The following is a 25,041-nucleotide window of genomic DNA, read 5'->3' as shown; positions in this document are numbered from 1 at the left end:
ACGAGGACGGCGAGGCGCGATGGGGAGATCTGCTCGACGAGATCGAGGGCCGCCCTGGACGCCGGGGCCTGCGCCCTGATCGTCACGGACCGGGCGCAGAACCCCACCGGCGCCGCGGTGAGCGCCGCCCGGGCGCGCGCCCTGCGGGGCGTGCTCCGCCGGTACCCCGACACCCTCCTGATCGAGGACGACCACGGCCACCGCATCGTGGACCTTCCCCTGCACCCCCTCGCCGGTACCACCCGGAACTGGGCCTTCGTCCGCTCGGTCGCCAAGGCCTACGGCCCCGACCTGCGGCTCGCGGTGCTCACCGGGGACGCCGTCACCCTCGACCGGGTCCTGGGCAGGCAGCGGCTCGGGCCCGGCTGGGTCAGCCGGATCGTCCAGCGGGCCGTGCTGCGGCTGTGGAGCGACGGCGCGGTGGACGCGCACGCGGTCGCGGCGGCGTACGGCCGGCGTCGGGACGCGCTGATCGGCGCGCTCGCCGACCGGGGGATCGCGGCCCACGGGCGCAGCGGGATGAACGTCTGGATCCCGGTTCCGGACGAGACCGGCGCGGTCGCCCGGCTGCTGCACGCCGGCTGGGCGGTCGCGCCCGGCGCCCGCTTCCGGCTGAGCGCGCCCCCCGGCATCCGGATCACCGTCTCGGCCCTGGCCGCGCACGAGACCGGACCGCTCGCGGACGCGGTCGCCTCGGCGGTGGGGCCGGCTCCGGCCCGCCACCATGTCTGAACACCCGCCGCGGCCGCCGACGCGCAGGCCCCCAGGCCCCCCGAGGGCCCCGAGGTCTCCAGCCCCCGCGAGGCCCGCGTCCCCGTTCCCGCCGCGTCCCGCGTTCTGCGTCCCGCGTCCCCGTCCCTCGTCCTAGGACTTGCCGCGGGCCTGGGTCAGTGCCGCGCCCGCCAGGACGACGACCGCGCCGACCGGGGTGGTCCAGGCCAGCGGCTCGCCGAGGATCGCGACGCCCGCGGCCGTGGCGATGACCGGGATGAAGTACGTGACCATCTGGGCGGTGGTCGGGCCGACCTCGGCGACCAGACCGTACTGGACGAGGACCGCGAACCCGGTGCCGAACGCGCCCAGGGCGGCGATCGCCAGCAGGGGCAGCAGCGAGAAGTGGGTCGGCAGCGTGGTGAACAGCGGTGTGACGACGGCCAGTTGCACGGTGGCCAGCAGCAGCTGGGCCCCGGTCAGGGACAGATGGGAGATGCCGGAGCCGGCCAGTGTGCGGCGTACGTAGATCCAGCCGACCGGGTAGCTCAGCGAGGCCAGCAGCGCGAGCGCGGTGCCCCCGGCGTCCAGGCCGTGGAAGCCCTGCCAGGCGCCGAGCACGGTCAGCACGCCCAGGAAGCCCAGGCCGAGCCCGGCGACCCGGAGCCGGGTCGGCCGGTCCTCGGAGAGCGCGACCAGGGACAGTGCCATGCCCCACAGAGGTGAGGTGGCGTTGCAGATGCCCGCCAGGGTGGAGGGGATCGTCAGCTCCGCGTAGGCGAAGAGCGAGAAGGGCAGCCCGTTGAGCAGGAAGGCGGCGACCGCCAGATGCGCCCAGGTCCGCCGGCCGCGCGGCAGCCGTTCGCCCTTGACGGCCATGGCGGCCGCGAGCACCGCGGTGCCGAACACCAGCCGGCCGAGCGTGACCTGGAAGGGGGCGTACCCGTCGGTGCCCACCTTGATCAGCAGGAAGCTGAAGCCCCAGATCAGGGACAGGGCCGCGAAGCGCAGACGCCAGTCCCGGATCCGGCGCGGGCGCTGGGCGGCGGCAGTGGCTCGAAGGGGCTCGCGGGTGGCGGTGACGGTGCTCATGCAGGCAACGATGAAGGAGCAGACGTCGTAGCACAATCGAGAATTCGCAAGCGTTATCTCGTAGTATCGCTTACATGTTGAACCTGGAGCGGCTGCGCACGCTCGACGCCCTGGCCCGGCACGGCTCGGTCAGCGGGGCCGCCGAGGGGCTGCACATCACCACGTCCGCCGTCTCGCAGCAGCTGGCCAAACTGGAGCGGGAGGTCGGACAGCGGCTGCTGGCCCGGCACGGCCGGGGGGTACGGCTGACGGACGCGGGCCGGCTGCTCGCCGACCACGCGGCCCGCATCCTGTCCCAGGTGCAGCTCGCCCAGTCCGACCTGGAGGCGCAGCGCGGACAGGCGGTGGGCGAACTCAGGCTGTCGGCGTTCCCGACCGCCGCACGCGGACTGTTCCCCACCGCGCTCGCCGCCCTGCGTGCCGAGCACCCGGTGCTGCGGGTGCGCTCGTGCGAGCTGGAGCCGGAGGCCGCGATCGCCGCCGTGATGCGCGGGGACCTCGACCTCGCGGTGGTGCTCGACTGGTACAACAAGTCGATCCCGCTGCCCGACGGGCTGACGAAGGCGCCCATCCTCGACGACCCCGCGGACCTCGCCCTGCCGGCCGGCCATCCGCTCGCCGGGCGGGAGGCGGTGGACCTCGCGGAGCTCGCCGAGGACGAGTGGATCACCTGGGGCGAGGGCGAGTTCTGCCACGAGTGGCTGATGTACACCCTGCGCTCGCAGGGCATCGAACCGGTCGTCGGCCACCGCGCGGGCGAGACGCACACCCAGCTCGTCCTGGTCGCGGCCGGACTGGGCGTGTGCGTCGCGCCCCTGCTCGGCCGCAGCCCGATGCCGCCCGGGGTCGTCACCGTCCCGCTCACCCAGCCGGTGAGCCGCCACGTCTACGCCGTCTGGCGCACGGACGCCGACCGCCGCCCGTCGATCCGCGCGGCGGTCCGGGCGCTGCGCGCGGCCGCGGAACACGTCGGCTGAGCACGCGGGGCGGGCGAACGGGCACACGGGCCGAGCGCGTCGGCCGAACGCGCCTACGCGCCGCCGAGTTTGCGGAAGTCCCAGGACACGGTCTTCTCGGGCGTCAGCCGGATCCAGGCGTGCCGGCCGTCGTGCGGCATCTCCTCCAGGCCGAAGTTCTTGCGGGCGAACAGGGTCTCGGGAACGTCGAGTTCCGCGCGCAGCTCCCCGGTGCGGGGACTCTCGCCCACGAAGTCCACGGTCCCCGACAGCTCGACGCCGCGCAGCTCGTCGTACGCCTCACCGGTGTCGACCACGATCGCCACCCGGGGGTCGTGGCGCAGATGGATCCAGCGCTTGCTGCGCACCACCGAGTACAGCCACATCGAGGTGCCGTCCCAGGCGAACCACAGCGTGCTGACGTGCGGCGCGCCGTCGGCCGACACGGTGGCGACCCGGCAGGTGCGCTGAGTCGTGAGGAACTCGTCCAGCTCCCCCGGTGTCATCATGATCTTCCGGCCCCGGCGCTGAGTGGCGGTCATGCGGCCCCCTCTTCTTGTCCCACGTCGTGCCAGAGGGCCGTTCTCCCCGCGCGGGGAGATCCTCTGACATCACGTCAGAAAAGAATGGAACGTCTTCCGTCGTCGCGCAATGGTGGCTAGTGTCACGCCCCGCCGGTCCGTGCCGAGGAGAGCGAGGACGTGCCATGCCGTCGCCGGAACAGCTCGTCCACCTCCTCGATCCGGCGAGCACGGTGCTGCTCACCGTGGAGTGCCAGCAGGGCGTCGTGGGCCCCGGCAGCGCGCTGCCCGAACTCGCCCGCGAGGCCCGCTCCTCCGGCGCCCTCGCCAATGTCGCCCGGCTGGTCGCCGCCGCGCACGGCAGCGGGATGCAGGTGATCCACGCCGTCGCCGAACGGCGTCCGGACGGCCGCGGCGCCAACCGCAACGCCCGCCTCTTCCGCGCCGCCGAACGCCTGCCCGTCCAGCAGCTGACGGGCACCACCGCGGTGCGCGTCGCGCCGCCGATCGAGGTCGCCGAGGACGACCTCGTCGTACGGCGGCTGCACGGCCTGTCGCCCCTCCAGGGCACCGATGTCGACCCGCTGCTGCGCAACCTCGGCTGCCGCACCCTGGTCGTCACCGGGGTCTCCGCCAACGTGGCGATACCCAACGCCGTCTTCGACGCGGTCAACCGCGGCTACACCGCGGTGGTGCCGACGGACGCCGTCGCGGGGGTGCCCGCCGACTACACGCCCATGATGATCCGTCACACGCTCGCCCTGGTGGCGACCCTGGTGACCACCGGCGAGGTGCTCGGCGCCCTGGCGCGGCCCCGGCGGGCCGCACACGGGTGACGGTGCTCAGGCCAGCTTGATCTCTTCACCGGACACGGTGATCTCCACGGCGGGCAGCGGCTGCGTCGCCGGGACCTGCTTCACACTGCCGTCCTCGATGGAGAACTCGCTGTGGTGGCACGGGCAGACGATCACCCCGTTGGCGACGCTGGTCACCGGACAGCCCTTGTGCGTGCACTTCGTGGAGAACGCCTTGAACGTGCCCGCCGTCGGCTGGGTCACCACCACGCCCGGCTCCGTGAAGATCTTGCCGCCGCCCTCCGGGATGTCCGAGGTCTTCGCGATGACGGTGCCCGCCGCTCCCGCGGCTCCCGCGGAGCCGGAACTGCCCTTGTCGCCCGAGTCCTGCGACCCGCACGCGGTCAGCGCGACGGCGACCCCGGCCGCCCCGACGGTCGCCACGACGGTGCGGCGGCTGGGGCCGGTGACGGGCTGAAGCGATTCGCTGGTCATGCTGACGTTCCCTTCCCTGGATCTCACGTGATCTGCACTTCAGTACGGCCGGGGCGGACGCGCCGTTCATCCGGGCGGAGCCGCTTTTCTCCGGAAGTGCCGGACGCGGAGCCGCGAGAACGCCGCCGTGGCGGCCGCCGGGGACCGTCGGCGTGGGTCCGCCGCCAACACCCCAGTAACCTGGGGCGATGCTCAAGGAAGTCATCGCGACCCGCTACATCACGCCGCTGCGTGAGGGCGGCTCGCTGCCGGGGCTCGTCGAGGCCGACGACCTCGGGACGTACGTCATGAAGTTCACCGGCGCGGGACAGGGCCGCAAGACGCTCGTCGCCGAGGTCGTGTGCGCGGAACTCGCCCGCCGGCTCGGCTTTCGTGTGCCCGGCCTGGTGACGCTCGAACTGGACCCGGTGCTCGGACTCGGCGAACCGGACCAGGAGGTGCAGGAGCTGCTCAAGTCCAGCGGCGGGACCAACCTCGGCATGGACTTCCTCTCCGGCGCCGTCGGCTTCGACCCGCTCGCCTTCCCGGTGAGTCCGCGGGAGGCCGGGCGGATCGTCTGGTTCGACGCGCTCGTCAACAACGTCGACCGCTCCTGGCGCAATCCCAACCTGCTGATGTGGCGGGGCGAGCTGTGGCTCATCGACCACGGCGCCACCATGATCTGGCACCACAACTGGCGCGGCGCCGAGACCTCCGCGGCCCGCCCGTACGACATCGGCGACCACGCTCTGCGGCCGTTCGGGCCGGACGTCGCCGCTGCCGCCGCCGAGCTGGCGCCCCTGGTCACCGAGGAACTGCTCGCCGAGGTCACCGCCGCGATCCCGGACGTGTGGCTGGCCGACGAGCCGGGCTTCGACTCGCCGGACGAGCTCCGGCGGGCCTACGCACGGCCCCTGCTCGCGCGTGCGGGCCGCATCCACGAACGCATCCAGGGGGGACAGTGAGCGAGCGGAACGTCTTCGAGTACGCGGTGCTGCGGGTGGTGCCCCGCGTGGAGCGCGGCGAGTGCATCAACGCCGGAGTCCTCGTCTACTGCCGGGCCGCGTCCTTCGTAGGCGTGCGTACGCATCTCGACGAGCGCAGGCTGCTGGCGCTGGACCCGGCCGTGGACGTCGATGCCGTACGGGCGGCGCTGCGCGCGGTCGAGGGCGTGTGCGCCGGGGGCACGGCGGCCGGGCAGGCCGCGGGCGACGACGCGGGCCGGCGCTTCCGCTGGCTGATCGCGCCGCGTTCCACGGTCGTCCAGCCGGGCCCCGTGCACACCGGTCTGACCCTCGATCCGGCGGCCGAGACCGGGCGGCTGCTCGATCTGCTCGTCAGGTAATGGATCACACCCCCGCGGTGCGCCGTTGACACCGCGTGCCAGGGCTTCTAGCGTCACGTCTGCTGAAGGTACTAAGCGGTCGCTCACCTCAGGGGCGTACCGTGGGAGCCGCATCTCAAGCGCGAGGAGAACCAGCAATGTCCACCACTGAGCAGCGGGTCGCCGTAGTCACCGGCGCGGCACGCGGCATCGGCGCCGCCACCGCCGTACGGCTGGCGGCCGAAGGCCGTGCCGTCGCCGTGATCGACCTCGACGAGGCCGCCTGCAAGGACACCGTCGAGAAGATCACCGCGGCGGGCGGCAGGGCCGTGGCGATCGGCGCGGACGTCTCCGACGAGGCGCAGGTCGAGGCCGCCATCGCGCGTGTCGTGGAGGAGCTCGGCGCCCCGACCATCCTGGTCAACAACGCTGGTGTGCTCCGTGACAACCTGCTGTTCAAGATGACCGCGTCCGACTGGGACACCGTCCTGAACGTGCACCTGCGCGGCTCGTTCCTGATGACCAAGGCGGTCCAGAAGCACATGGTGGACGCGGGCTTCGGCCGGGTCGTCAACCTCTCCTCGTCCTCCGCCCTCGGCAACCGCGGCCAGGCCAACTACTCCGCCGCCAAGGCCGGTCTCCAGGGCTTCACCAAGACCCTGGCCATCGAGCTCGGCAAGTTCGGCATCACCGCCAACGCCGTCGCGCCCGGCTTCATCGCCACCGAGATGACCAAGGCCACCGCGGACCGTGTCGGCATGGGCTTCGACGACTTCAAGGCCGCGGCCGCCACCCAGATCCCGGTGCAGCGCGTCGGCGAGCCCGAGGACATTGCCAACGCCATCGCCTTCTTCACGAACGAGGCGGCCGGCTTCGTCTCCGGCCAGGTGCTGTACGTGGCCGGCGGGCCGCTCGACTAAGGATCAGCGAAAATGACTGAACTCTCCGGCAAGGTCGCCCTGGTCACGGGTGCCAGCCGCGGCATCGGCTACGGCGTCGCCGAGGCCCTGGTCGCCCGCGGCGACCGGGTCTGCATCACCGGTCGCAACGAGGAGGCCCTGAAGGAGGCCGTCGACGCGCTCGGCGCCGACCGGGTCATCGGCGTCGCGGGCAAGGCCCACGACATCGAGCACCAGGCCGCCGCCGTCGAGCGCACCATGGAGGCCTTCGGCCGCGTCGACTTCCTGGTCAACAACGCCGGTACGAACCCGGTGTTCGGGCCGATCGCCGACCTCGACCTCGATGTCGCGCGCAAGGTGTTCGAGACGAACGTGATCTCGGCACTCGGCTTCGCGCAGCGCACCTGGCACGCCTGGCAGAAGGACAACGGCGGCGCGATCGTCAACATCGCCTCCGTCGCGGGTCTTTCGGCCTCGCCCTTCATCGGCGCCTACGGCGTCAGCAAGGCCGCGATGATCAACCTGACCCAGCAGCTGGCGCACGAGTACGCGCCGAAGGTCCGGGTCAACGCCATCGCCCCGGCCGTCGTGAAGACCAAGTTCGCCCAGGCCCTGTACGAGGGCCGGGAGGCGGAGGCGGCCGCGTCCTACCCGCTCGGCCGGCTCGGCGTGCCCTCGGACATCGGTGGCACCGCCGCGTTCCTGACCTCGACGCAGTCCGACTGGATCACGGGCCAGACCCTCGTCGTCGACGGCGGCATCTTCCTCAACGCGGGCGTCGGCTGACCTGCGCGCATCCGACACGGGCGCTGTTTCCTCCCTGCCGGATCCTGCCGGATCCATACGGGACTTGACGGAAACGGCGCCCGTTGCGTCGTACGGGAGACCTACCGGCTTTGCCAACTCCCTTGAACACAGGTTGATCTCGGGCCTCCCGGGAAGCAGGTTCAACTCCCGTCACTCTGCGGTATGGTCTGCCGACCCTTGGTATGGCAGATCGAGGAGCGTGCGCGTGTTCAACCGGAAGCGAAGCCTGCGCCAGGTTGCGGCGATCGCATCCATATCCCTGGTGACTGGATGCAGCTACTTCTCGGCAAGCGACTCCGCGGGGAAGGGACCGATCGTGGTGGGGACGACCAGCGCCCCCAGCACTCTGGACCCCGCCGCCTCCTGGGACGGCTCGTGGGAGCTGTTCCGCAACATCTACCAGACGCTGCTGGCGTACCCGAACGGCGCGACGACGCCTCAGCCGGACGCCGCCCAGAGCTGCGACTTCACCGACGACAGCAACACCAAGTACCGGTGCAAGCTGCGTGCGGACATGAAGTTCTCCGACGGTGACGCGCTCGACGCCGCCGCGGTCAAGTACTCCATCGACCGGATCAGGAAGATCAACGCGGCCAGTGGTCCGGCCGGGCTGCTGGGCAGCCTGGACCGGGTGCAGGTGCTGGGCGACCGCGAGATCGTCTTCCACCTCAACCAGGCCGACGCGACCTTCCCGTTCGTCCTCGCCACCCCGGCCATGTCCATCGTCGACCCCGACGACTACCCGGCCGACTCCCTGCGCAAGGACGGCAAGGTCTACGGGTCCGGGCCCTACCGGCTCCAGTCCTACGACGAGGGCAAGAAGGCCGGCCTCGTCAGGAACGCGAACTACAAGGGCTTCGCCGACATCAAGAACGACGGGGTGACGATCCGCTACTTCCAGGACTCGGCCACCATGGTCAAGGCCCTGCGCGACCACGACATCGACGTGACCTACCGGGGTCTCGCCGCGGGCGACATCATCGGCCTGGAGAGCAAGGACCAAGGAAGCACGCTCCAGCTCGTCGAGGGCGCCGGCACCGACATCAGCTACCTGGTGTTCAACCCGAAGGACAAGTGGGCCGGCAAGCTGGCCGTGCGCAAGGCCATCGCACAGGTCGTCGACCGGTCGGCGATCGCCCACAAGATCTACAAGGACACCGTGGACCCGCTGTACTCCATGGTCCCCAAGGGTCTGACCGGGCACACCACGGGCTTCTTCGACGACTTCGGCGACCCGAGCACCTCCAAGGCGCGGGCGCTGCTGACCCGCGCGGGCATCACCACGCCGGTGCCCCTCACCTTCTGGTACACCACCGACCGCTACGGCTCCGAGACGGCCCTTCAGTTCGCCGAGCTCAAGCGCCAGTTGGAGACCACGGGCCTGTTCACCGTGACGCTCAAGAGCCGGCCCTGGAAGACCTACGTCGAGGGCTACCAGAAGGGCGAGTACCCGGTGTTCGGGCGCGGCTGGTTCCCCGACTTCCCCGACGCGGACAACTTCATCGCGCCCTTCGTGGGCAAGCAGAACGCCCTCGGCACGCCCTACCCGGAGCCGAAGATCGCCGAGGCGCTGGCCCACTCCCGCCAGCAGAGCGACCGCGGCGCCGTGATCAAGGACTTCGAGGACGCCCAGCAGATCCTCGTCGACGACGCGCGACTGCTGCCGCTGTGGCAGGGCAAGCAGTACGTGGCCGCGAGCGTCGACATCTCGGGCGGGGAGCGCGCGCTGGACCCCTCGACGATCATGATGATGTGGGAACTGTCCCGCAAGACCAGCTGGTAGAGCCGTTCGCCGGGCCGGTTGTCAGTGGTCGCCTGTAGGTTCTGAAGCCTGCAAGCGACCGTACGACATAAGGACATCGACGTGACCGACACCGCCATGCTGCCCGAGTCCTGGCGCGGCGTCCTGGGCGACGAACTCCAGCAGCCCTACTTCAAGGAGCTGACGGAGTTCGTCGAGGACGAGCGGGCGAAGGGGCCCGTCTACCCTCCGCGCGAGGAGGTGTTCGCCGCGCTCGACGCCACGCCGTACGAGCGGGTCAAGGTCCTGATCCTCGGCCAGGACCCGTACCACGGCGAGGGCCAGGGCCACGGTCTGTGCTTCTCGGTCCGGCCCGGGGTGAAGGTCCCGCCGTCCCTGCGCAACATCTACAAGGAGATGCACGAGGAACTGGGCACGCCCGTCCCGGACAACGGCTATCTGATGCCGTGGGCCCAGCAGGGCGTGCTGCTGCTCAACGCGGTGCTCACCGTCCGTTCCGGCGAGGCGAACTCCCACAAGGGCAAGGGCTGGGAGAAGTTCACGGACGCGGTGATCCGCGCGGTGGCCGACCGGCCCGACCCGGCGGTCTTCGTCCTGTGGGGCAACTACGCCCAGAAGAAGCTCCCGCTGATCGACGAGACCCGGCACGTGGTGGTCAAGGGCGCGCACCCCTCGCCCCTGTCGGCCAAGAAGTTCTTCGGTTCCCGTCCGTTCACGCAGATCGACGAGGCCGTGGCGGCGCAGGGCCACGAGCCGATCGACTGGACCGTGCCGAACCTGGGCTGACCCGCCGCCGGGCCGGTCCTTCACCGGCCGGCCCGGTGCCGCCTGCCCCGGATCCCCGGTCCCTGCGGTTAGCGTCGGTCGAGGACCGGCAGGGACCGGTGGGGACGCCGACGAGCACGCGGAGGACGCCGTGACGGAGCGACAGGGGCAGACGGCATCCGATGCCGTGCTGACACGGATCGGGCAGGTCGTGATGCTGCATCACGCGGGCGACCGCGAGGAGGCCCGCCACCGGTTGCTGGAGCTGTGGACGGAGATCGGCGAACACGGCGACCCGCTGCACCGCTGCACCCTGGCCCACTACCTCGCCGACACCCAGGACGACCCCGACGCCGAACTCGCCTGGGACCTGCGGGCGTTGACCGCCGCGGAGGAACTCGTGGACGGGCGGAGCGCGGAGTACGGCCAGCTGGCCGCCGTGCGGGCGCTGTATCCCTCACTGCACCTGAACCTCGCGGCGGACTATGTGAAACTCGGCCGCCGCGAGGCCGCCCGCAGCCATGTCCGCCGGGCCCGGGGGGCCGCGGGGGCCCTGGGCGACGACACCTACGGGGACGGGATCCGGGCGGCGATCAGCCGGATGGAACTGAGGCTGGGGGAAGGGGCGGGGGAGGGGGACGGCTCCGGCGGGGGGACCTGGGGTCCGCCACGGCAGCGCCCCTGAGGGACCCGAGGGCTGTCGCCTCAACGCCCGTAGGTCTGCTCGCAGATCGCCGACTCCGGACTGTCCGCCCGCCAGCCCCCGTACGTCCTGCCGAGGGCGCACAGGTCCGGGTTGCCGCGCACCGCCCCGGACCCGTCGGGGATACCGATCCGCGGCTGGTGCCGCCCAGGGGACTGCAAACGGGACTGCGGACGCAGCGGCCGGGGCACGGTGTCCGGCTGCGCCCGCCGGGCCGGCGCGGGCCCTCGCGGGACCGCCCGCCGTGGCGTCGGTGTCGATGTCGGCGGCTGCGAGCGTCGCGGCGGCCCGACGAGCTCCAGCGCCTCCCGCGCCGGCGCCTGCGCCACCTGGGACTGCGCGTCGCCGTCCGCCCGGGGCACGGGTCCGGACGCGGGCACCGCCGCCGGAGGGCCTGCCGTGGGCGGACGCTGGACCGTCACACAGCCGGTGAGGGCCGACACGGCCACGGTGACCAGGAGCGCGGTGAGGGTCGTCGTTCGATGCACCCGCGCAACTCTGCTGGCTCGGGCTCCGTGAGGCACGGCGCACGAGCGGAGCTTGCCCCGCACGGGTGATCCCGCACCTCCTACGAGGGGTTCGGGCCCGCCCGGGCTGACGTCAGTCGCCCGTGACGCCGTCGATGCGCTCACGGATCAGATCGGCGTGACCGTTGTGACGCGCGTACTCCTCGATCATGTGCGTGTAGATCCAGCGCAGGCTGAACGGCTTGCCTTCGGTCCTGCTGCGTCCCGCGGAGAACTCGTCGAGGCCGAAACCGGCCGCGTTGCGCCGGGAGATCCCGATCTCGGCCTGCCAGCCGTCGTAGGCGTCCTGCCAGGTGTCCGCCTCGGTGAGATGGAACTCGCCGTCCGGGTCCTCGTCGCTGTAGTGGATCGGTCCGGGATCGTCCCCCGTCAGCACCCGGCGGAACCAGTTGCGTTCGACCTCGGCCATGTGCCGCACCAGCCCCATCAGGGACAGTTCGGACGGGGGCGCCGAGGCGGTCCTGAGCTGCTCGTCGGTCAGATCCCGGCACTTCACGGCGAGCGTCTGCCGGTGGTAGTCCAGCCAGCCCTCCAGCATCGTGCGTTCGTCGGCGTCCAGGGCCGGTTCCGTGCGCTCGGTCGTCATGTCCTCATGCTCGCCCGACCCGTTCCGATCCACCAGGGGTTTTCGGCCGGGCCCTGCGTATGCTGCCGTGCAGGCAGGCGCGGACAGGCAGGCGCGGACAAGCAGAGAAGGAGCCCCCGTGAAGGTCGGCTGCATCGGACTCGGTGACATCGCGCAGAAGGCCTATCTGCCGGTGCTCGGGTTCCAGCCCGGGATCGAACTGCATCTCCAGACCCGCACCCCCGCCACCCTCGACCGGGTCGCCGACAGCCTCCGGGTGCCCGTTCCCCAGCGCCACCGGGACCTGGAGTCCCTGCTCGCCCAGGGGCTCGACGCCGCGTTCGTGCACGCGCCCACCACCGCGCACCCCGAGATCGTCACCCGGCTGCTCGAAGCGGGCGTACCCACGTACGTCGACAAGCCGCTGGCTTACGAACTCGCCGACTCCGAGCGGCTCGTGGCGCTCGCCGAGCAGCACGGGGTGTCACTCGCCGTCGGCTTCAACCGGCGCCACGCCCCGGGCTACACCCAGTGCGCGGAGCACCCGCGTGAGCTCATCCTGATGCAGAAGAACCGCATCGGGCTGCCGGAGAAGCCCCGCACGATGATCCTCGACGACTTCATCCATGTCGTGGACACCCTGCGCTTCCTGGTGCCGGGCACGGTCGACGACGTGAGCGTCCGGGCCCGCGTCCGCGACGGCCTGCTGCACCACGTCGTGCTCCAGCTCGCCGGGGACGGCTTCACCGCGCTGGGCGTGATGAACCGGCTCAGCGGCTCCGCCGAGGAGATCCTCGAGGTCTCCGGCCAGGACTCCAAGCGGCAGGTGATCAACCTCGCCGAGACCGTCGACCACCGGGGCCAGCCCACCCTGCGTCGCCGCGGCGACTGGGTTCCGGTGGCCCGCCAGCGTGGCATCGAGCAGGCCGTACTGGCCTTTCTCGACGCGGTACGGGCGGGCAAGGTGCTCAGTGCCCGGGATGCGCTGGCGACTCATGAACTGTGTGAACGCGTGGTGCGTGCGGTACAGGAGAGCCCCGGCGCAGTCTGACCGCCCGCGCGCCCTCGGTCAGGCACAGCGCCGCCAGCACCAGCAGCGACACCTGGGCCGGCCAGTCGCCGAACCGGACGTACGGAGTGACGCCGGTGGCCAGCGGCACCTCGTACACCCGCGTCGCGCTCGCGTCCGTCCCCAGCCACGGACCGATCCGTTCCCCGCTCGGCCCGTACACGGCGGAGACCCCGGTCAGCGTGGCGTGCACCATCGGCCGGCCGGTCTCCGCCGCGCGCAGCGCCGCCAGCGAGGCGTGCTGCTCGGGAGCCCAGCTCCGCTGGAACGTGGACGTCGAGGACTGACCGACCAGGACATCGGCACCGTCCTCGGCGAGATGCCGGGTCATGTCGGGGAACGCGGTCTCGAAGCAGACCAGCGGGCCGATGTGCAGCCCGTGCCCGGCGTTCATCACCACCTGCTCGGTGCCGCGCCTGCGGTCCTCGCCGGCCGCCCTGCCGACCGAGGTCGCCCAGCCGAGCAGGGAGCGGGCCGGGATGTACTCGCCGAAGGGGACGAGCCGCATCTTGTCGTAGCGGTCGCCGGTCGGGCCGTCCGGGCCCACCAGGATCGAACTCTTGTAGATGCCGGGCCGGTCGGAGCGGCGCGCGTCCACGTTGACCAGGACGTCCGCGCCGGTCTCCCGGGAGAGCGCGGTGATCCGCCGGGCCAGGTCGGGGCGCCGGCCCAGGTCGAAGCCGACGCTGCTCTCGCCCCAGACGACCAGATCGACGTGTCGGCCGGCCAGTTCGCGCGTCAGCTGTTCCTCCCGGGCGAAGCGGCGGTCGCCGCTGTCGGTGCCGCCGACCACACCGGGCTGGACGACGGCGATCCGCACCTGTGAGTCCGTCTCGGGGCGCGGTGACCACACCCAGGCCGCCGAGGCGGTCGCGGCCGTCGCGACGAGACCGGCCACTGCCGGTATACGGACCCGTGGGAGCGCGGCGAGGACGGCGAACGCGACGTTCAGGGCCACCACCAGGAAGCTGAGCAGCCACACCCCGCCGACCGAGGCCAGCCGCAGGGCCGCCGTCACCTGCCACTGGCTGGCACCGAGCATGCCCCACGGCCCGCCCAGGCCCTGCCAGGAGCGCACCAGCTCGATCGCCAGCCAGCCCGAGGGCAGCACCAGCAGGGCGGCCAGGACCCGGCCGCCCGACGGCGTTCCGGCCAGGAACCGGCGCACCAGCCAGGCCCACGGCGCCCACAGCGCACCCAGCAGAGCCGCGAGGACCAGCAGGAACACATGCAGGTTCGGCAGCAGCCAGTGGTGCATGGCCAGCATGAACCCGAAACCGCCGCACCAGCCGTCGTACGCGGCGCGCCGCCCGCTCGGCGCGGACCGCGCCAGCAGGATCCACGGGACCAGGGCGGCGTAGGCGAACCACCACAGGGAGGGGGCGGGGAACGCGAGCACGGGCATCGCCCCGGCGAGTGCCGCGAGCGTTCCACGGCGCCAGGGGGAGACGAGCCAGCGGTCGGGCACCCTCATCGTCGGTCTCCCCGTCCGGTTGCGCACGTCGGCACCGCTTCGAGCAGGCCGGGGCCGGTGTCGACACAGGCCGGCCGGGGCGTCGGACTGGGCTCGGGCTGTGGCAACAGGACTCACTCCCGCTCCGTCTCCGGGGACGGTTCCAGTGTGCGCGCCGGGCAGGGCAGTGCGACAGGGTGCCTCGGGTCAGCCGGCCGGGGCGTGGTCGTCGGGGCCGGCCGACGGTCCGGAGATACGGCGCCATTTCTCCTCGACGACCACCTCGCGCAGCCGCCAGCCGTCGTACGTACGCAGCAGTCCGAAGGCGTAGCGGCCGCCGCACACGAAGTCCGGTGCCGCGGCGCCGTCGCCGCCGGGTCCGGCGAAGCGCATGGGGTTGATGTAGTCGGCCTGGACGCGGGCGGTGTCCCCGGTGTCCTGCTCCAGGGTCCCGAAACGCACCCGGCGGTTGACGATCAGATGCTGCCGCATGGCGAAGAGCCGCATGCTGTCGGCGAGCCAGCCGGCCACCGTCCGGGCGTCGCCCTCGATCCCGCCGGCCGAGCGGTAGTCGGCGCGTCCGTCCGGGGTGAACAGTTCTCGGTAGGCCGTCCAGTCGCCGTCGTCCACCGCCACCGCGTAGTCGGTGACCAGTCCGTCCACCGCCAGCCGGTCCATCACGGTCGCGAGCTCCACACGCTGCGTCATCGGCTCAGTGTTGGGCATGGCGCGGGCCGCGCCAAGGGGCGTGCGGTGACATTCGGTGCCGCCCGCGCGGGCCGGAGCCGAGCCTGATCGCCCGGCAGCGGTGCCGCGCGTGGAGGTCACGCGCCGGACGAGTCCGCTGTCCGGGGTCAGCTGTTCTCCGGGCCCTTCCCCGGATCTTTCGCCGGACCCTGTCCCGGACCCTTTTCCGGATCTTTCGCCGGGCCGTTCTCCGGACCCTTCCCCGGGTCCTTTTCCGGGCCCTTGGACCGCCGACGTGAGACCTGCTCGCGCGCGGTGTGCCAGCGGGAGCGGGCCTGCTCGACCACCAGGTCCCACTGGCGGCGGACCTCGTTGTCCGAGGGGCGGTGGCCGTGCTTGATCCGGTCGAGTTCGTCGCTCACCTCGCGGCCCACCGCCGCCGATCCGACGATGACGAGCATGGCCGTGAAGAGCGCGGAGATCATCGCGAAGACGGCGCCGATCGACCCGTAGCGCGAGGCGTAGGAGTTGAACAGGCGCGGCAGATACACGGCGGCGCCCACCGAGTAGACGGCCGTCAGGACGGCCGCGGTGATCGCGAAGGGCAGCAGGTCCGCCCAGCCGATCCGTTTCGCGGACAGCAGCCGGCCGCTCCAGAGAAGGAAGGCGGCGGTCAGCGGCACCTCGAACACCGCCGCCGTCAGCTCCAGACGGCCGCCGCCGAGGGCCGCATGGAGCCATCCGGTGACGGCCATGTAGGCGCCGAGCGAGAGGATCCACCCCAGGCCGTAGCGCGTGTTGCGGACACTGAGCGGCTTCAGCTGCCACGTCTGTTCGAACAGCCGCTGCGAGGCCCGTGCGAAGCTCAACGCGGAGATCGTCAGGAACACCACCCCGAAGACTCCCGTGCTCGAGATGTCGTCCTCGGCCGGGGTGAAGAGCGACCGTACGGAGGTGGCGCCCGCTCCGGTGAGGCCGTAGCGGCTGATGATCCGTTCCGCGGCGTCGTAGTCCGTGGCGCTGTTGAGCACGGCGCTGGTCAGGATCGCGAGCGGGATGATCGCGGTGAGCGCGCTGGAGGCCAGAGCCATCGCGCGGTCGAAGCCCACGATCTTCTGGAACCTGTTGACGACGCGCAGTGCGAAGGAGGGGCGCAGCCAGAACGTCAGGGTCCTGGTGACGCGCTCGCGATTGATCTCCGCGGTTCTGTCCTCCGTAGCGATCGTCACCTTTGTGGTGATGTGACCTTAATGGACGACTCGGTGGGCGGGGCGGGGCGACACGGCCGCTCGGGCCGTGGTGGGGCGGGTGGTCGGGGATCGGCCTGCCCCGCGACGGGACGGGCGGTAGCGGCCCCGCCGGTCAGTCGGGGTGGCCGTCGAGGTGGGCGGCGGGCTGTGTCCGGGCGAAGTGCCGGGAGCGGATGCGCTCGATCACCAGTACGGCGACGTCGTCGCCGGGGTTGCCGCCGACGTGGCGGAGCAGGTCGTGGTGGATGTGCCGCAACAGGGCGTCGGGGCTGCTCACGGGCAGGAACGAGGTGATCCGTTCGGCCAGCGGGTAGAAGACCCCGCCCGGCGACCGGGCCTCGACGACCCCGTCCGTGTAGAGCACGAGCAGATCGCCGCCCTCGACGGTGAACGACTCGGCGGGGCGGAGCGGACCGGCCGCCTCGTACACGCCGAGCGGCGGTACGGGCTGCCGTACGGAGAGGGCGGTGACCTGTCGGCCGCGTACCCGCAGGGGGGCCGGATGCCCGAAGTTGATCATCTCGGCCTGTGCGGTGTCGTCGGGGATGTCGACCATGAGGGCGGTGATGAAGTGCTCGCCGAGTTCCTGGTCGGTGTCCACCACCTCCGCCAGGTTCCGGTGGACGCTGTCCTCGACCGCGCCGACCAGTTCGGGCAGGGTGTCGTACCGGTGCGCGCCCTCGCGGAAGGCTCCCAGCACCAGGGAGGCCTCGGCGATGGCGGCCAGGCCTTTGCCCCGGACGTCACCGATGATGACCCGGGTGGCGGGCCGGTCGGCACGGGCGACGGCGAAGAGATCACCCCCGATCTGGGTCTCGTCCTCGGCGGACAGGTACAGCCAGGCCACACGCAGCGGGCCGACCCGCCGCGGCGGTGGCCGCAGCAGTACGCGCTGTGCCGTCTCGGCCACCGACCGCGCCAGGCCCAGCGCCCGCTCCCTGCGCTCCTGGATGTGGCGCAGGAAGACCGTGAGTCCGGAGAGCAGGGTCAGCGCGACGATCTGCGCGAGATGGTTGGGTGTGGTCAGTCCGCCGTGGAACACCGCGATCAGCATCTGTGCCGTGATGGCCAGGACCCCGGCCAGGGCGGTCATGGCGGTGCCGCCCAGCGAGGCGGTGAGTGCGGGGGCGATGACCAGCAGGGGGCCCAGGTGCACGTCTTCGGGGACCTGGAGGTCCACCACGGTGATCGCCACGATCAGTCCGAGTGGAATCGCCACCAGTCCACGGCTCAGTGGCTGCTCGAGGAGGTGGTCCACCGAGGCACGCCGGAGACCCATATGTCCATTTTGCTCTCTGGCTGAAATATCGCCCCGTATTGGGGGAGGCCGGGAGTGGCGCATGCACGTAAACCCGGAGGGACGCGTAAACCCGGAACGAGATGTCCGTCCGGCGGCGACCTCCCCAGGTGCCGCCGGACGGAGCGCGGGGGTGGTGCGGCTCAGGCCGCCTTCACTACCTCGCCGCGGATCGCCGCGGCCCACTCGACCACCAGCAGTTCGTACTCCGTGCGCTCCTGGGTCGACAGCGAGCCGCCCGCGCGCATCCAGAGCGCCCGGATCTGCTCGTTCACCTCGGCAGCGCAACGCACGGAACCAGGGGTCACGGATTCGGGGGACATGAGGGTCAGCCTAGGGGCAAGCACTGACAGTGCGCTACCGGGTCACTACACAGATCGTATGCCGTAGGTCACGGGCGGGGGATCGTCGACGTGCGCCGGCGGCGGGCTGGCCGGAAGTGGAACGGCCTTGCGCGGACCGGGTGTTCGCGCGGTGCGGCAGTGGACGGGCTTGTCACGGCGGACGGTTGCGGGCTCCCCCGCCACGTCTTCCGTGAGGGGAGAGCCCGGTTGGCGTTCCGCCGGCTGCGTCGTGCGCGGGTCTCAGCCCGCGGACTCCGCCGCGTGCGGGCTCAGCACGCCCGTGGCCACCAGGCCGATGACGACGATGCCGAGGGCGACGCGGTAGTAGACGAACGGCATGAAGGACTTGGTGGAGATGAACTTCATGAACCATGCGATGACCGCGTAGCCGGACGCGAACGCGATCGCCGTCGCGAAAAGCGTCGGCCCCCACAGCACATGGTCGCTCTCCAGCGCGTCCTTGGTCTCGAAGAGGCCGGACGCGAGCACCGCGGGCATGGCGAGCAGGAAGGAGTAACGGGCCGCCGCCTCACGCTTGTAGCCCATGAAAAGGCCGCCGCTGATGGTGGCGCCGGACCGGGAGACGCCGGGCACGAGGGCGCAGGCCTGGCAGAAGCCGTAGATCAGGCCGTCCTTCACGCCGAGGTCCTCGAGCCCCTTGCGCTGCTTGGGTGCCCGGTGCCGGCCGCCCTTCTCGTCGCGGTCCGCGAGACGGTCGGCGATGCCTATGACGATGCCGACGACGATCAGCATGGTCGCCGTGACCCGCAGATCACGGAACGGACCCTCGATCTGGTCCTTGAGCGTCAGGCCGAGCACGCCGATCGGGATCGAGCCGACGATCACCAGCCACCCCATCTGCGCGTCGTGGTCGCTGCGCATCGACTTGTCGAAGAGCGAGCGGCACCACGCGGAGATGATCCTGCCGATGTCCTTGCGGAAGTAGATCAGCACGGCGGCCTCGGTGCCGATCTGGGTGATCGCGGTGAACGCCGCTCCCGGGTCCTTCCAGCCCGAGAAGGCGGCGGTGAGCCGCAGATGCGCGCTGGAGGACACGGGGAGGAACTCGGTCAGCCCCTGGACGAGGCCGAGGACGAGGGATTCGAACCAAGACATGAAGTGAGGAAGTCCAAGTGCCGATGCGGAAAGGGGCGAGGGTCCGCCGGGTCCGCCCGGTCCGCCGTGCGGGGGCACGGACACGCGTTCCGTCGCGCGCGTTGATCACGTGCGCCGTGATGCAGCGTAGCGTCCCCGGGTGACAGGCCCGTCACAGGGGTTTCGAACACGGCCGGTGAGCAGCCGCTTCGAGGTGTTGACCGGCCCTGGCGCGGCCGCATACGTTGCCAGGAGGGAAAGCGCTTACCGTCGTGCGCGCCGCCGTGCTCGACACCAGGGCCACCGCCGTGCCCGCCGACCTGTCCGCCGCTTCGGAGGAGTGCTGATCACACCGATGCCCACATCCCCCGCCCGTCCCGGTACGCCCATGCCCGCACCCGAGCCCGCGGCCCGTCCTGGTGGGTCGGCGCCGACATCCGCGGCCCGTCCCGGGGCGTCCCGGGCCCGCTTCGTCCCGCTCGACGGGCGCCCTGTCCGTGCCGCCGTCGTCGGCACCGGCGCGATCGCGCGCGGGAGCCATCTGCCCGCGCTCGCCCGGCTCGCCGAGGAGGGCCGGACGGAGGTTGTCGCCGCCGTCGACATCGACCCCGGTGCCGTCCGCGAGTTCTGCGCCTCGGGCGGCATCCCGCACGCCTACACCGACCTGGACCGGATGCTGCGGGAGCAGCGGCCCGACCTGGTCACCATCTGCACCCCGCCCACCCTGCACCGTGAGCAGACGGAGGCCGCGCTGCGCGCCGGGGCGTGGGTGTGGTGCGAGAAGCCGCCGGTGCCGACGCTCGCCGACTTCGACGCGGTCGAGGCCGCGGCGGGCGACGGGAGCGGTCCGTACGCCTCCATCGTCTTCCAGCACCGCTTCGGCTCCGGCTCCCGCCATGTCCGCCGGCTGCTCGCCGAGCGGGCCATGGGGCGGCCGCTCGTGGCGCACTGCCAGACCACCTGGTACCGCGACGCCGCCTACTACGCCGTGCCGTGGCGGGGCCGCTGGGACACCGAGGGCGGAGGCCCGGCGATGGGGCACGGGATCCATCAGATGGACCTGCTGCTCGATCTGCTCGGACCGTGGAGCGAGGTGCGGGCCATGGCCGGGCGGCTGGTGCACGACGTGGAGACGGAGGACGTCTCGACGGCCCTGGTCCGCTTCGAGAACGGGGCCCTGGCGACCGTCGTCAACAGCGTCCTCAGCCCCGACGAGGTCAGCCGCATCCGCATCGACTGCGAGCACGCCACCGTCGAACTCACCCACCTCTACGGGCACGGCAACGCGAACTGGCGCGTGACCCCGGCCGCGCACGTGCCGGACGACGAGGCCGCCGCCTGGCGGGACTTCGGCCCGGACGTGCCCAGTTCGCACCTGGAGCAGCTGCGTGAACTGGTGGCGAGCATGCACGCCGGGCGGCGCCCGCGCAGCAGCGGCGAGGAGGCGCGTAGCGGCCTGGAACTGATCAGCGCGCTGTACAAGTCGGCGTTCACCGACGTCACGGTGCGGCGGGGCGAGATCGGGCCGGGCGACCCGTTCTACACGGCCCTGCACGGAGGTGTGCCCGGCTGGGCACCCGCGGCCGCCGTCGCCGGAGCCCGGCCGGGCGACGAGGTCACCGGGGCCCACGCGGGCGCGGAGGTGTCCGCATGACGAACGGACTGCGGCTCGTGCACACGCACGGCGAGCGCATCACGGTGACCGAGCCCGCCACCGGCGTCGAACTGCTCGCCTACGTCTACCGGCCGGAGGCGGTCTGGGAGGCGCCCAAGCCGTACATCCACCCGCTGCGCACCCTGGCCGGCGACATCGTCACCGGCTACCGGCCCAACGACCACCGCTGGCACAAGGGCCTGTCGCTCACGGCCTCCCATCTGTCCGGGGCGAACCTGTGGGGCGGCAACACCTACGTCCACGGACAGGGGTATCTCGAACTCCCGGAACGGGTCGGCTCGATGGCGCACGTGGCCTTCGACGAGGTCGCCGCCGACGGTGACCGCGCCGTCATCGCCGAACGGCTCACCTGGCACCCGTACGGCGGGGAGCTGTGGGCCGAGGAGCGGCGCCGCGTGGAGGTCCACGACGTGGACCCGGCCGCCGGCTCCTGGGCGCTGACCTGGACGACCGCCGTCACCAACCGGCGCGAGGCGCCGCTGCTGTTCGGCAGCCCGACCACCGCGGGGCGCGAGATGGCCGGTTACACGGGGCTGTTCTGGCGCGGTCCGCGCGCCTTCCGGGACGGACTCGTCCTCGGACCCGAGGGCGAGGGGCCGAAGTTGATGGGCAGTCAGTCCCCCTGGCTCGCGCTCCGCGGCGAGCACGACGGCACGGACGGCCACGCGACCCTGGTCTTCGCGCACGCTCCCGAGAACGACCACGCCGGAGCCCGGGGCACCCACCCCGCCCACTGGTTCGTGCGCAACGACCCCTTCGCCGCCGTCGCCCCGTCCTGGGCCTTCCACGACGAGCTCGCGCTCGCCCCCGGCGCCACCCTCACCCGCCGCTACCGGGTCGTGGTCGCCGACGGGGCCTGGGCGCGGGAGGAGATCGCCGGGTACCTGGAGGCGCACCCGTGGTGAGCCCGGCGCAGTACGCCGGACCGCCGGGCGGGGTCGGCCTGTCGCGGCTGTCGGTGTACGACTGGCCGGCGGCCGACGGTCAGTGCGGCGGAACACCCCATATGCATCTGGCCTGTTCGGAGGCGTACGTGGTCACCGGCGGCCGGGGCGCGGTGCAGACGCTCACCGTGTCCGGGTACGAGGTCACTCCGCTCACGCCGGGCACCGTCGCCTGGTTCACGCCCGGCACGATCCACCGGCTGGTCGACGAGGGCGGCCTGCGCATCACCGTCCTGATGCAGAACGGCGGGCTGCCGGAGGCGGGCGACGCGGTACTCACCCTGCCGCCGCCGTATCTGGCCGACCCGGGGACGTACGCCGCCGCCACGACGATCCCCGCCGACGCGCCCGAGGCCGAGCGGGAGCGGATCGCCCGTGCCCGCCGGGACCTCGCCCTGGAGGGCTACCGGGCCCTGCGGGACGCCGAGGGGCCCGAGGCGCTGGCCGCCTTCCACCGGGCCGCCTGCGCGCTGGTGCGCCTGCGGATCGCCGAGTGGCGCGAGCGCTGGCGGCGCGGCGCCGAGGCCGCCGCGAGGGCCACGGGGGAGCAGCTCGACCGTCTGGAACGGGGCGATCCCACCCACCTCGGCGGAGCCGTCGTACGGTCCGAACAGCCCTTGGAGACCGGGCGGTTCGGGATGTGCGGACGGCTCGACGTGTACGAGTTCCGGGAGGGAGCCCACGGGTGAACCGGCCGGCTGCGGCCTCGTCGCGACCGCAGCGGAGGGATGGTGACGGTCCGTCAACTGGACCGCAGGTGGTGGCGCTTGCGCCAGGCCACCACCGCGCCGGCCAGCGCCGGTACGGTGATGGCGGCCATCGCGACAAGGAACGCGGGGGACGTCGGCGCCGAGGCGCGGGCCCCCGCGACGACGTACGCGGCGGTGTTCGGAACCGAGCCGATCGCCGTCGCGAGCAGGAACGGCAGCCAGCCCATGCGGGACACCGACGCGCAGTAGTTCGCCGCCCAGAACGGCACTCCCGGGAACAGCCGGGCCGCCATCATCGAGCGGAAGCCGTGCCGGCTGAGCTGGCCGTCCGCCGCCTTCAGCCAGCGGCCCCGCAGCAGCGGGCGCAGCGCGTCCTGCCCGAGCGTCCGGCCCAGCCCGAAGGCGATCCCGGCGCCGAGCACGGTGCCCGCCAGTGTCGAGGCGGTGCCCAGCTGTGAGCCGAACAGTGCGCCCGCCGCCAGGTTCAGCAGCGGCCGGGGCACGAACGCCACCGTGCACAGTCCGTACGCCACGGCGAACACCACGGCCGCGGTGGCGCCCCCGGCGTGCGGCGGCCAGCCGTGGGCCAGCAGCTTCTGCGGCTCGAAGAGCAGCACGCTCGACGCGGCCGCCGCGAGCAGCAGGACGAGCAGGGCGAACCGGGACCAGGGTGAGAGCAGCGCTCTCGTGCAGCGTGTGGTGAGACCGACGGGCGTGGACAGGGGGACGGCGAGGGCGAGCTCCGTGGCGGCGGCCCGGGGAGTGGCCGTGGCGGTGCCCCCAGAGCGGGTGGTGGCATCGAGCATTCGGTGACAGTAACCGACGCACGTGTGTGATCGCCGTACGGCCCTGGACAAGGCGGCCGCCACGCGCGCGTGCGGGCGGACCACCGGGCCCGACGCGTGTGGCGGCCGGTGAACCACGGGATCCGAGTGGGAGGAGGGCCGGTGAACCACGGGATCCGAGTGGGGGAGGGCCGGTGAACCGCGGGCTTCCGGCGAGGCGCGAGGCGATGGATCAAGGGCTTCCGGCGGGCTGCGAGGCGCTGGGACAAGGGTTTCGGGTCGGCCTCGGGCCGGGCGCGGGCGGGCGCGGGCCGGAAAACCATTCGACGTGCGGTGACGCGTCGGCGAGGATCGGCGTCATGTTCCGGTACGCCTTCCACTTCGCAGCATCCGCAGTCGCGGATGCACCGAAGGCTGCCGTTCCCGTGTTCGTCGCAGCAGCCGACGGCGCCCGAAGCTGACCCTCTCCGGACAATCCGGCGGACCCCGCAGGGGGAGGGTCGGCCAGTCCCTCGGGGTCCCCGTCCCGCCGCGCCCACCGCGCCGGGACCTTCGCTCGGTTCACTGAGAGGCTTCCAGGTACCGCCATGCCCAAGACGGCATACGTGCGCACCAAACCGCATCTGAACATCGGCACGATGGGCCACGTCGACCACGGCAAGACCACCCTGACCGCCGCCATCACCAAGGTCCTCGCCGACCGCGGGACCGGCACCTTCGTCCCGTTCGACCGCATCGACCGGGCGCCGGAGGAGGCCGCCCGCGGCATCACCATCAACATCGCGCACGTCGAGTACGAGACCGACACCCGGCACTACGCGCACGTGGACATGCCGGGCCACGCCGACTACGTCAAGAACATGGTCACCGGGGCCGCGCAGCTCGACGGGGCGATCCTCGTCGTCTCCGCGCTCGACGGGATCATGCCGCAGACCGCCGAGCACGTGCTGCTCGCCCGTCAGGTGGGCGTCGACCATGTGGTCGTCGCACTGACCATGGCCGACCGGGCCGACGAGGAGCTCGCCGACCTGGTCGAGCTGGAGGTCCGCGAACTGCTCACCGCGCAGGGTTACGGCGGCGACGCCGTCCCCGTCGTACGGGTCTCCGGACTCGGGGCGCTGGAGGGCGACCCGCGCTGGACCGCGTCGATCGAGGCGCTGCTCGACGCGGTGGACACCTATGTGCCCATGCCGGAGCGGTACGTGGACGCGCCGTTCCTGCTGCCGGTGGAGAACGTGCTCACCATCACCGGCCGCGGGACGGTGGTCACCGGTGCCGTCGAACGCGGCACGATCCACGTCGGTGACCGGGTCGAGGTGCTCGGCGCCGGTGTCGAGAGCGTCGTCACCGGCGTGGAGACCTTCGGCAAGCCCATGGCCGAGGCGCAGGCCGGCGACAACGTCGCGCTGCTGCTGCGCGGGGTGCCACGGGACGCCGTCCGGCGCGGACACGTCGTCGCGGCGCCCGGCAGCGTCGTGCCCCGGCGTCGCTTCACGGCGCGGGTGTACGTGCTGTCGGCGCGCGAGGGCGGCCGCACCACCCCGGTGTCGAGCGGCTACCGGCCGCAGTTCTACATCCGTACCGCGGACGTGGTCGGTGACGTCGACCTCGGCGCGGTCGCGGTCGCCCGCCCCGGCGACACGGTCACGATGACCGTCGAGCTGGGACGCGAGGTACCGCTGGAGCCGGGGCTCGGCTTCGCCATCCGCGAGGGCGGCCGGACGGTCGGCGCGGGGAGCGTGACCGCGGTCGAGTGACGGCACGCCGTCCGGGCGCGGGGACCGAGTCCCTCCGGGCACGGGGACCGAGCTGGGGTGAGTGGTGGGTCGAGG

General features: G+C 72.2%; 27 protein-coding genes. 15 read left to right on the top strand and 12 right to left on the bottom strand.

Features of this window, described 5'->3' with window-relative positions; translation table 11 throughout:
- Window positions 1-732: aminotransferase class I/II-fold pyridoxal phosphate-dependent enzyme (locus ABT085_RS21385; protein ID WP_351610026.1), on the top strand; the 732-nt coding region annotated here is incomplete at its 5' end.
- 132 nt (window positions 733-864) lie between these two features.
- Here the strand turns inward: ABT085_RS21385 and ABT085_RS21380 are convergent.
- Window positions 865-1,803, bottom strand: coding sequence for a DMT family transporter (locus ABT085_RS21380; protein WP_351610023.1), 939 nt, complete (start codon window positions 1,801-1,803; stop codon window positions 865-867).
- 74 nt (window positions 1,804-1,877) lie between these two features.
- On the opposite strand from ABT085_RS21380, the gene ABT085_RS21375 reads away from it, so the two are divergent.
- A complete protein-coding gene (locus ABT085_RS21375; protein ID WP_351610020.1) occupies window positions 1,878-2,780 on the top strand; it encodes a LysR family transcriptional regulator in 903 nt (300 codons plus the stop codon).
- A 53-nt stretch (window positions 2,781-2,833) separates the two neighbouring features.
- On the opposite strand, the gene ABT085_RS21370 is transcribed toward ABT085_RS21375, so the two are convergent.
- Complete coding sequence (locus tag ABT085_RS21370) at window positions 2,834-3,301, bottom strand: pyridoxamine 5'-phosphate oxidase family protein (RefSeq protein WP_351610018.1); 468 nt, start codon at window positions 3,299-3,301, stop codon at window positions 2,834-2,836.
- Window positions 3,302-3,465: 164 nt separating this feature from the next.
- On the opposite strand from ABT085_RS21370, the gene ABT085_RS21365 reads away from it, so the two are divergent.
- Complete coding sequence (locus tag ABT085_RS21365; protein WP_351610015.1) at window positions 3,466-4,116, top strand: cysteine hydrolase family protein; 651 nt, start codon at window positions 3,466-3,468, stop codon at window positions 4,114-4,116.
- A 6-nt stretch (window positions 4,117-4,122) separates the two neighbouring features.
- Here ABT085_RS21365 and ABT085_RS21360 read toward each other — a convergent pair whose 3' ends face one another.
- The gene (locus tag ABT085_RS21360) at window positions 4,123-4,569 is read right to left on the bottom strand and encodes a Rieske (2Fe-2S) protein (RefSeq protein ID WP_351610012.1); all 447 of its coding nucleotides are present in this window, start codon (window positions 4,567-4,569) and stop codon (window positions 4,123-4,125) included.
- 188 nt (window positions 4,570-4,757) lie between these two features.
- On the opposite strand from ABT085_RS21360, the gene ABT085_RS21355 reads away from it, so the two are divergent.
- The 7 genes from ABT085_RS21355 to ABT085_RS21325 all read left to right on the top strand — a co-directional run bounded on the left by ABT085_RS21355 (window position 4,758) and on the right by ABT085_RS21325 (window position 10,790).
- Window positions 4,758-5,513 carry a HipA family kinase gene (locus ABT085_RS21355; RefSeq protein WP_351610009.1) on the top strand — a complete coding sequence of 252 codons (756 nt, stop codon included), beginning with the start codon at window positions 4,758-4,760 and terminating at the stop codon, window positions 5,511-5,513.
- Window positions 5,510-5,893, top strand: coding sequence for a DUF3037 domain-containing protein (locus ABT085_RS21350; RefSeq protein ID WP_351610006.1), 384 nt, complete (start codon window positions 5,510-5,512; stop codon window positions 5,891-5,893). The genes ABT085_RS21355 and ABT085_RS21350 overlap by 4 nt, the downstream gene beginning before the upstream one ends.
- Window positions 5,894-6,030: 137 nt before the next feature.
- Window positions 6,031-6,792: a 3-oxoacyl-ACP reductase FabG gene (fabG, locus tag ABT085_RS21345; RefSeq protein ID WP_351610003.1), complete on the top strand. Its 762-nt coding sequence runs from the start codon at window positions 6,031-6,033 to the stop codon at window positions 6,790-6,792.
- A 12-nt stretch (window positions 6,793-6,804) separates the two neighbouring features.
- Complete coding sequence (locus ABT085_RS21340) at window positions 6,805-7,557, top strand: SDR family oxidoreductase (protein WP_351610000.1); 753 nt, start codon at window positions 6,805-6,807, stop codon at window positions 7,555-7,557.
- 226 nt (window positions 7,558-7,783) lie between these two features.
- Window positions 7,784-9,361 (top strand): ABC transporter substrate-binding protein, encoded by a 1,578-nt coding sequence (locus tag ABT085_RS21335; protein WP_351609998.1) that lies wholly within the window; start codon window positions 7,784-7,786, stop codon window positions 9,359-9,361.
- A gap of 81 nt (window positions 9,362-9,442) precedes the next feature.
- Complete coding sequence (ung, locus tag ABT085_RS21330) at window positions 9,443-10,126, top strand: uracil-DNA glycosylase (protein WP_351609990.1); 684 nt, start codon at window positions 9,443-9,445, stop codon at window positions 10,124-10,126.
- A 130-nt stretch (window positions 10,127-10,256) separates the two neighbouring features.
- Window positions 10,257-10,790 carry a hypothetical protein gene (locus ABT085_RS21325; protein WP_351609988.1) on the top strand — a complete coding sequence of 178 codons (534 nt, stop codon included), beginning with the start codon at window positions 10,257-10,259 and terminating at the stop codon, window positions 10,788-10,790.
- Window positions 10,791-10,810: 20 nt separating this feature from the next.
- Here the strand turns inward: ABT085_RS21325 and ABT085_RS21320 are convergent, their stop codons facing one another.
- Both ABT085_RS21320 and ABT085_RS21315 read right to left on the bottom strand, forming a co-directional pair.
- Window positions 10,811-11,296, bottom strand: coding sequence for a hypothetical protein (locus ABT085_RS21320; RefSeq protein WP_351609985.1), 486 nt, complete (start codon window positions 11,294-11,296; stop codon window positions 10,811-10,813).
- 112 nt (window positions 11,297-11,408) lie between these two features.
- Complete coding sequence (locus ABT085_RS21315; protein WP_351609983.1) at window positions 11,409-11,921, bottom strand: DinB family protein; 513 nt, start codon at window positions 11,919-11,921, stop codon at window positions 11,409-11,411.
- 118 nt (window positions 11,922-12,039) lie between these two features.
- On the opposite strand from ABT085_RS21315, the gene ABT085_RS21310 reads away from it, so the two are divergent.
- Complete coding sequence (locus ABT085_RS21310; protein WP_351609980.1) at window positions 12,040-12,951, top strand: Gfo/Idh/MocA family protein; 912 nt, start codon at window positions 12,040-12,042, stop codon at window positions 12,949-12,951.
- Here the strand turns inward: ABT085_RS21310 and lnt are convergent.
- The 6 genes from lnt to ABT085_RS21280 form a co-directional block, all read right to left on the bottom strand.
- On the bottom strand, window positions 12,869-14,443 hold the full coding sequence (gene lnt, locus ABT085_RS21305) for an apolipoprotein N-acyltransferase (protein ID WP_351609977.1): 1,575 nt from the start codon (window positions 14,441-14,443) through the stop codon (window positions 12,869-12,871). The genes ABT085_RS21310 and lnt overlap by 83 nt on opposite strands.
- Before the next feature lie 186 nt (window positions 14,444-14,629).
- Window positions 14,630-15,130: a nuclear transport factor 2 family protein gene (locus tag ABT085_RS21300; RefSeq protein ID WP_351609974.1), complete on the bottom strand. Its 501-nt coding sequence runs from the start codon at window positions 15,128-15,130 to the stop codon at window positions 14,630-14,632.
- A 146-nt stretch (window positions 15,131-15,276) separates the two neighbouring features.
- Entirely contained in the window at window positions 15,277-16,338 is a 1,062-nt protein-coding gene (locus tag ABT085_RS21295; RefSeq protein ID WP_351609972.1) for a YihY/virulence factor BrkB family protein, read from the bottom strand.
- A gap of 133 nt (window positions 16,339-16,471) precedes the next feature.
- Window positions 16,472-17,638 carry a PP2C family protein-serine/threonine phosphatase gene (locus ABT085_RS21290; protein WP_351609969.1) on the bottom strand — a complete coding sequence of 389 codons (1,167 nt, stop codon included), beginning with the start codon at window positions 17,636-17,638 and terminating at the stop codon, window positions 16,472-16,474.
- 161 nt (window positions 17,639-17,799) lie between these two features.
- A complete protein-coding gene (locus ABT085_RS21285) occupies window positions 17,800-17,979 on the bottom strand; it encodes a hypothetical protein (RefSeq protein ID WP_351609966.1) in 180 nt (59 codons plus the stop codon).
- A gap of 261 nt (window positions 17,980-18,240) precedes the next feature.
- Window positions 18,241-19,116, bottom strand: coding sequence for an undecaprenyl-diphosphate phosphatase (locus tag ABT085_RS21280; protein WP_351609963.1), 876 nt, complete (start codon window positions 19,114-19,116; stop codon window positions 18,241-18,243).
- A 334-nt stretch (window positions 19,117-19,450) separates the two neighbouring features.
- Between ABT085_RS21280 and ABT085_RS21275 the strand changes: the two genes are divergently transcribed.
- The 3 genes from ABT085_RS21275 to ABT085_RS21265 are packed head-to-tail and all read left to right on the top strand — an operon-like array spanning window position 19,451 to window position 22,403.
- The gene (locus tag ABT085_RS21275; protein WP_351609961.1) at window positions 19,451-20,749 is read left to right on the top strand and encodes a Gfo/Idh/MocA family protein; all 1,299 of its coding nucleotides are present in this window, start codon (window positions 19,451-19,453) and stop codon (window positions 20,747-20,749) included.
- A complete protein-coding gene (locus tag ABT085_RS21270; protein WP_351609958.1) occupies window positions 20,746-21,675 on the top strand; it encodes a DUF6807 domain-containing protein in 930 nt (309 codons plus the stop codon). Before ABT085_RS21275 ends, ABT085_RS21270 begins: the two co-directional genes overlap by 4 nt.
- A complete protein-coding gene (locus ABT085_RS21265; RefSeq protein ID WP_351609955.1) occupies window positions 21,669-22,403 on the top strand; it encodes a cupin domain-containing protein in 735 nt (244 codons plus the stop codon). The genes ABT085_RS21270 and ABT085_RS21265 overlap by 7 nt, the downstream gene beginning before the upstream one ends.
- A 53-nt stretch (window positions 22,404-22,456) precedes the next feature.
- On the opposite strand, the gene ABT085_RS21260 is transcribed toward ABT085_RS21265, so the two are convergent.
- Window positions 22,457-23,230, bottom strand: a complete 774-nt coding sequence (locus ABT085_RS21260) for a TVP38/TMEM64 family protein (protein WP_351609952.1) — start codon at window positions 23,228-23,230, stop codon at window positions 22,457-22,459.
- Window positions 23,231-23,796: 566 nt separating this feature from the next.
- On the opposite strand from ABT085_RS21260, the gene tuf reads away from it, so the two are divergent.
- Complete coding sequence (gene tuf / locus ABT085_RS21255) at window positions 23,797-24,966, top strand: elongation factor Tu (RefSeq protein ID WP_351609949.1); 1,170 nt, start codon at window positions 23,797-23,799, stop codon at window positions 24,964-24,966.
- The last annotated feature ends 75 nt before the right edge of the window (window positions 24,967-25,041 follow it).

Source organism: Streptomyces sp. NPDC002265, assembly GCF_040296125.1.
Taxonomy (GTDB): Bacteria; Actinomycetota; Actinomycetes; order Streptomycetales; family Streptomycetaceae; genus Streptomyces.
Note: the sequence above shows the minus strand (reverse complement) of the source record. Positions and strands in the feature narration are given on the sequence as shown.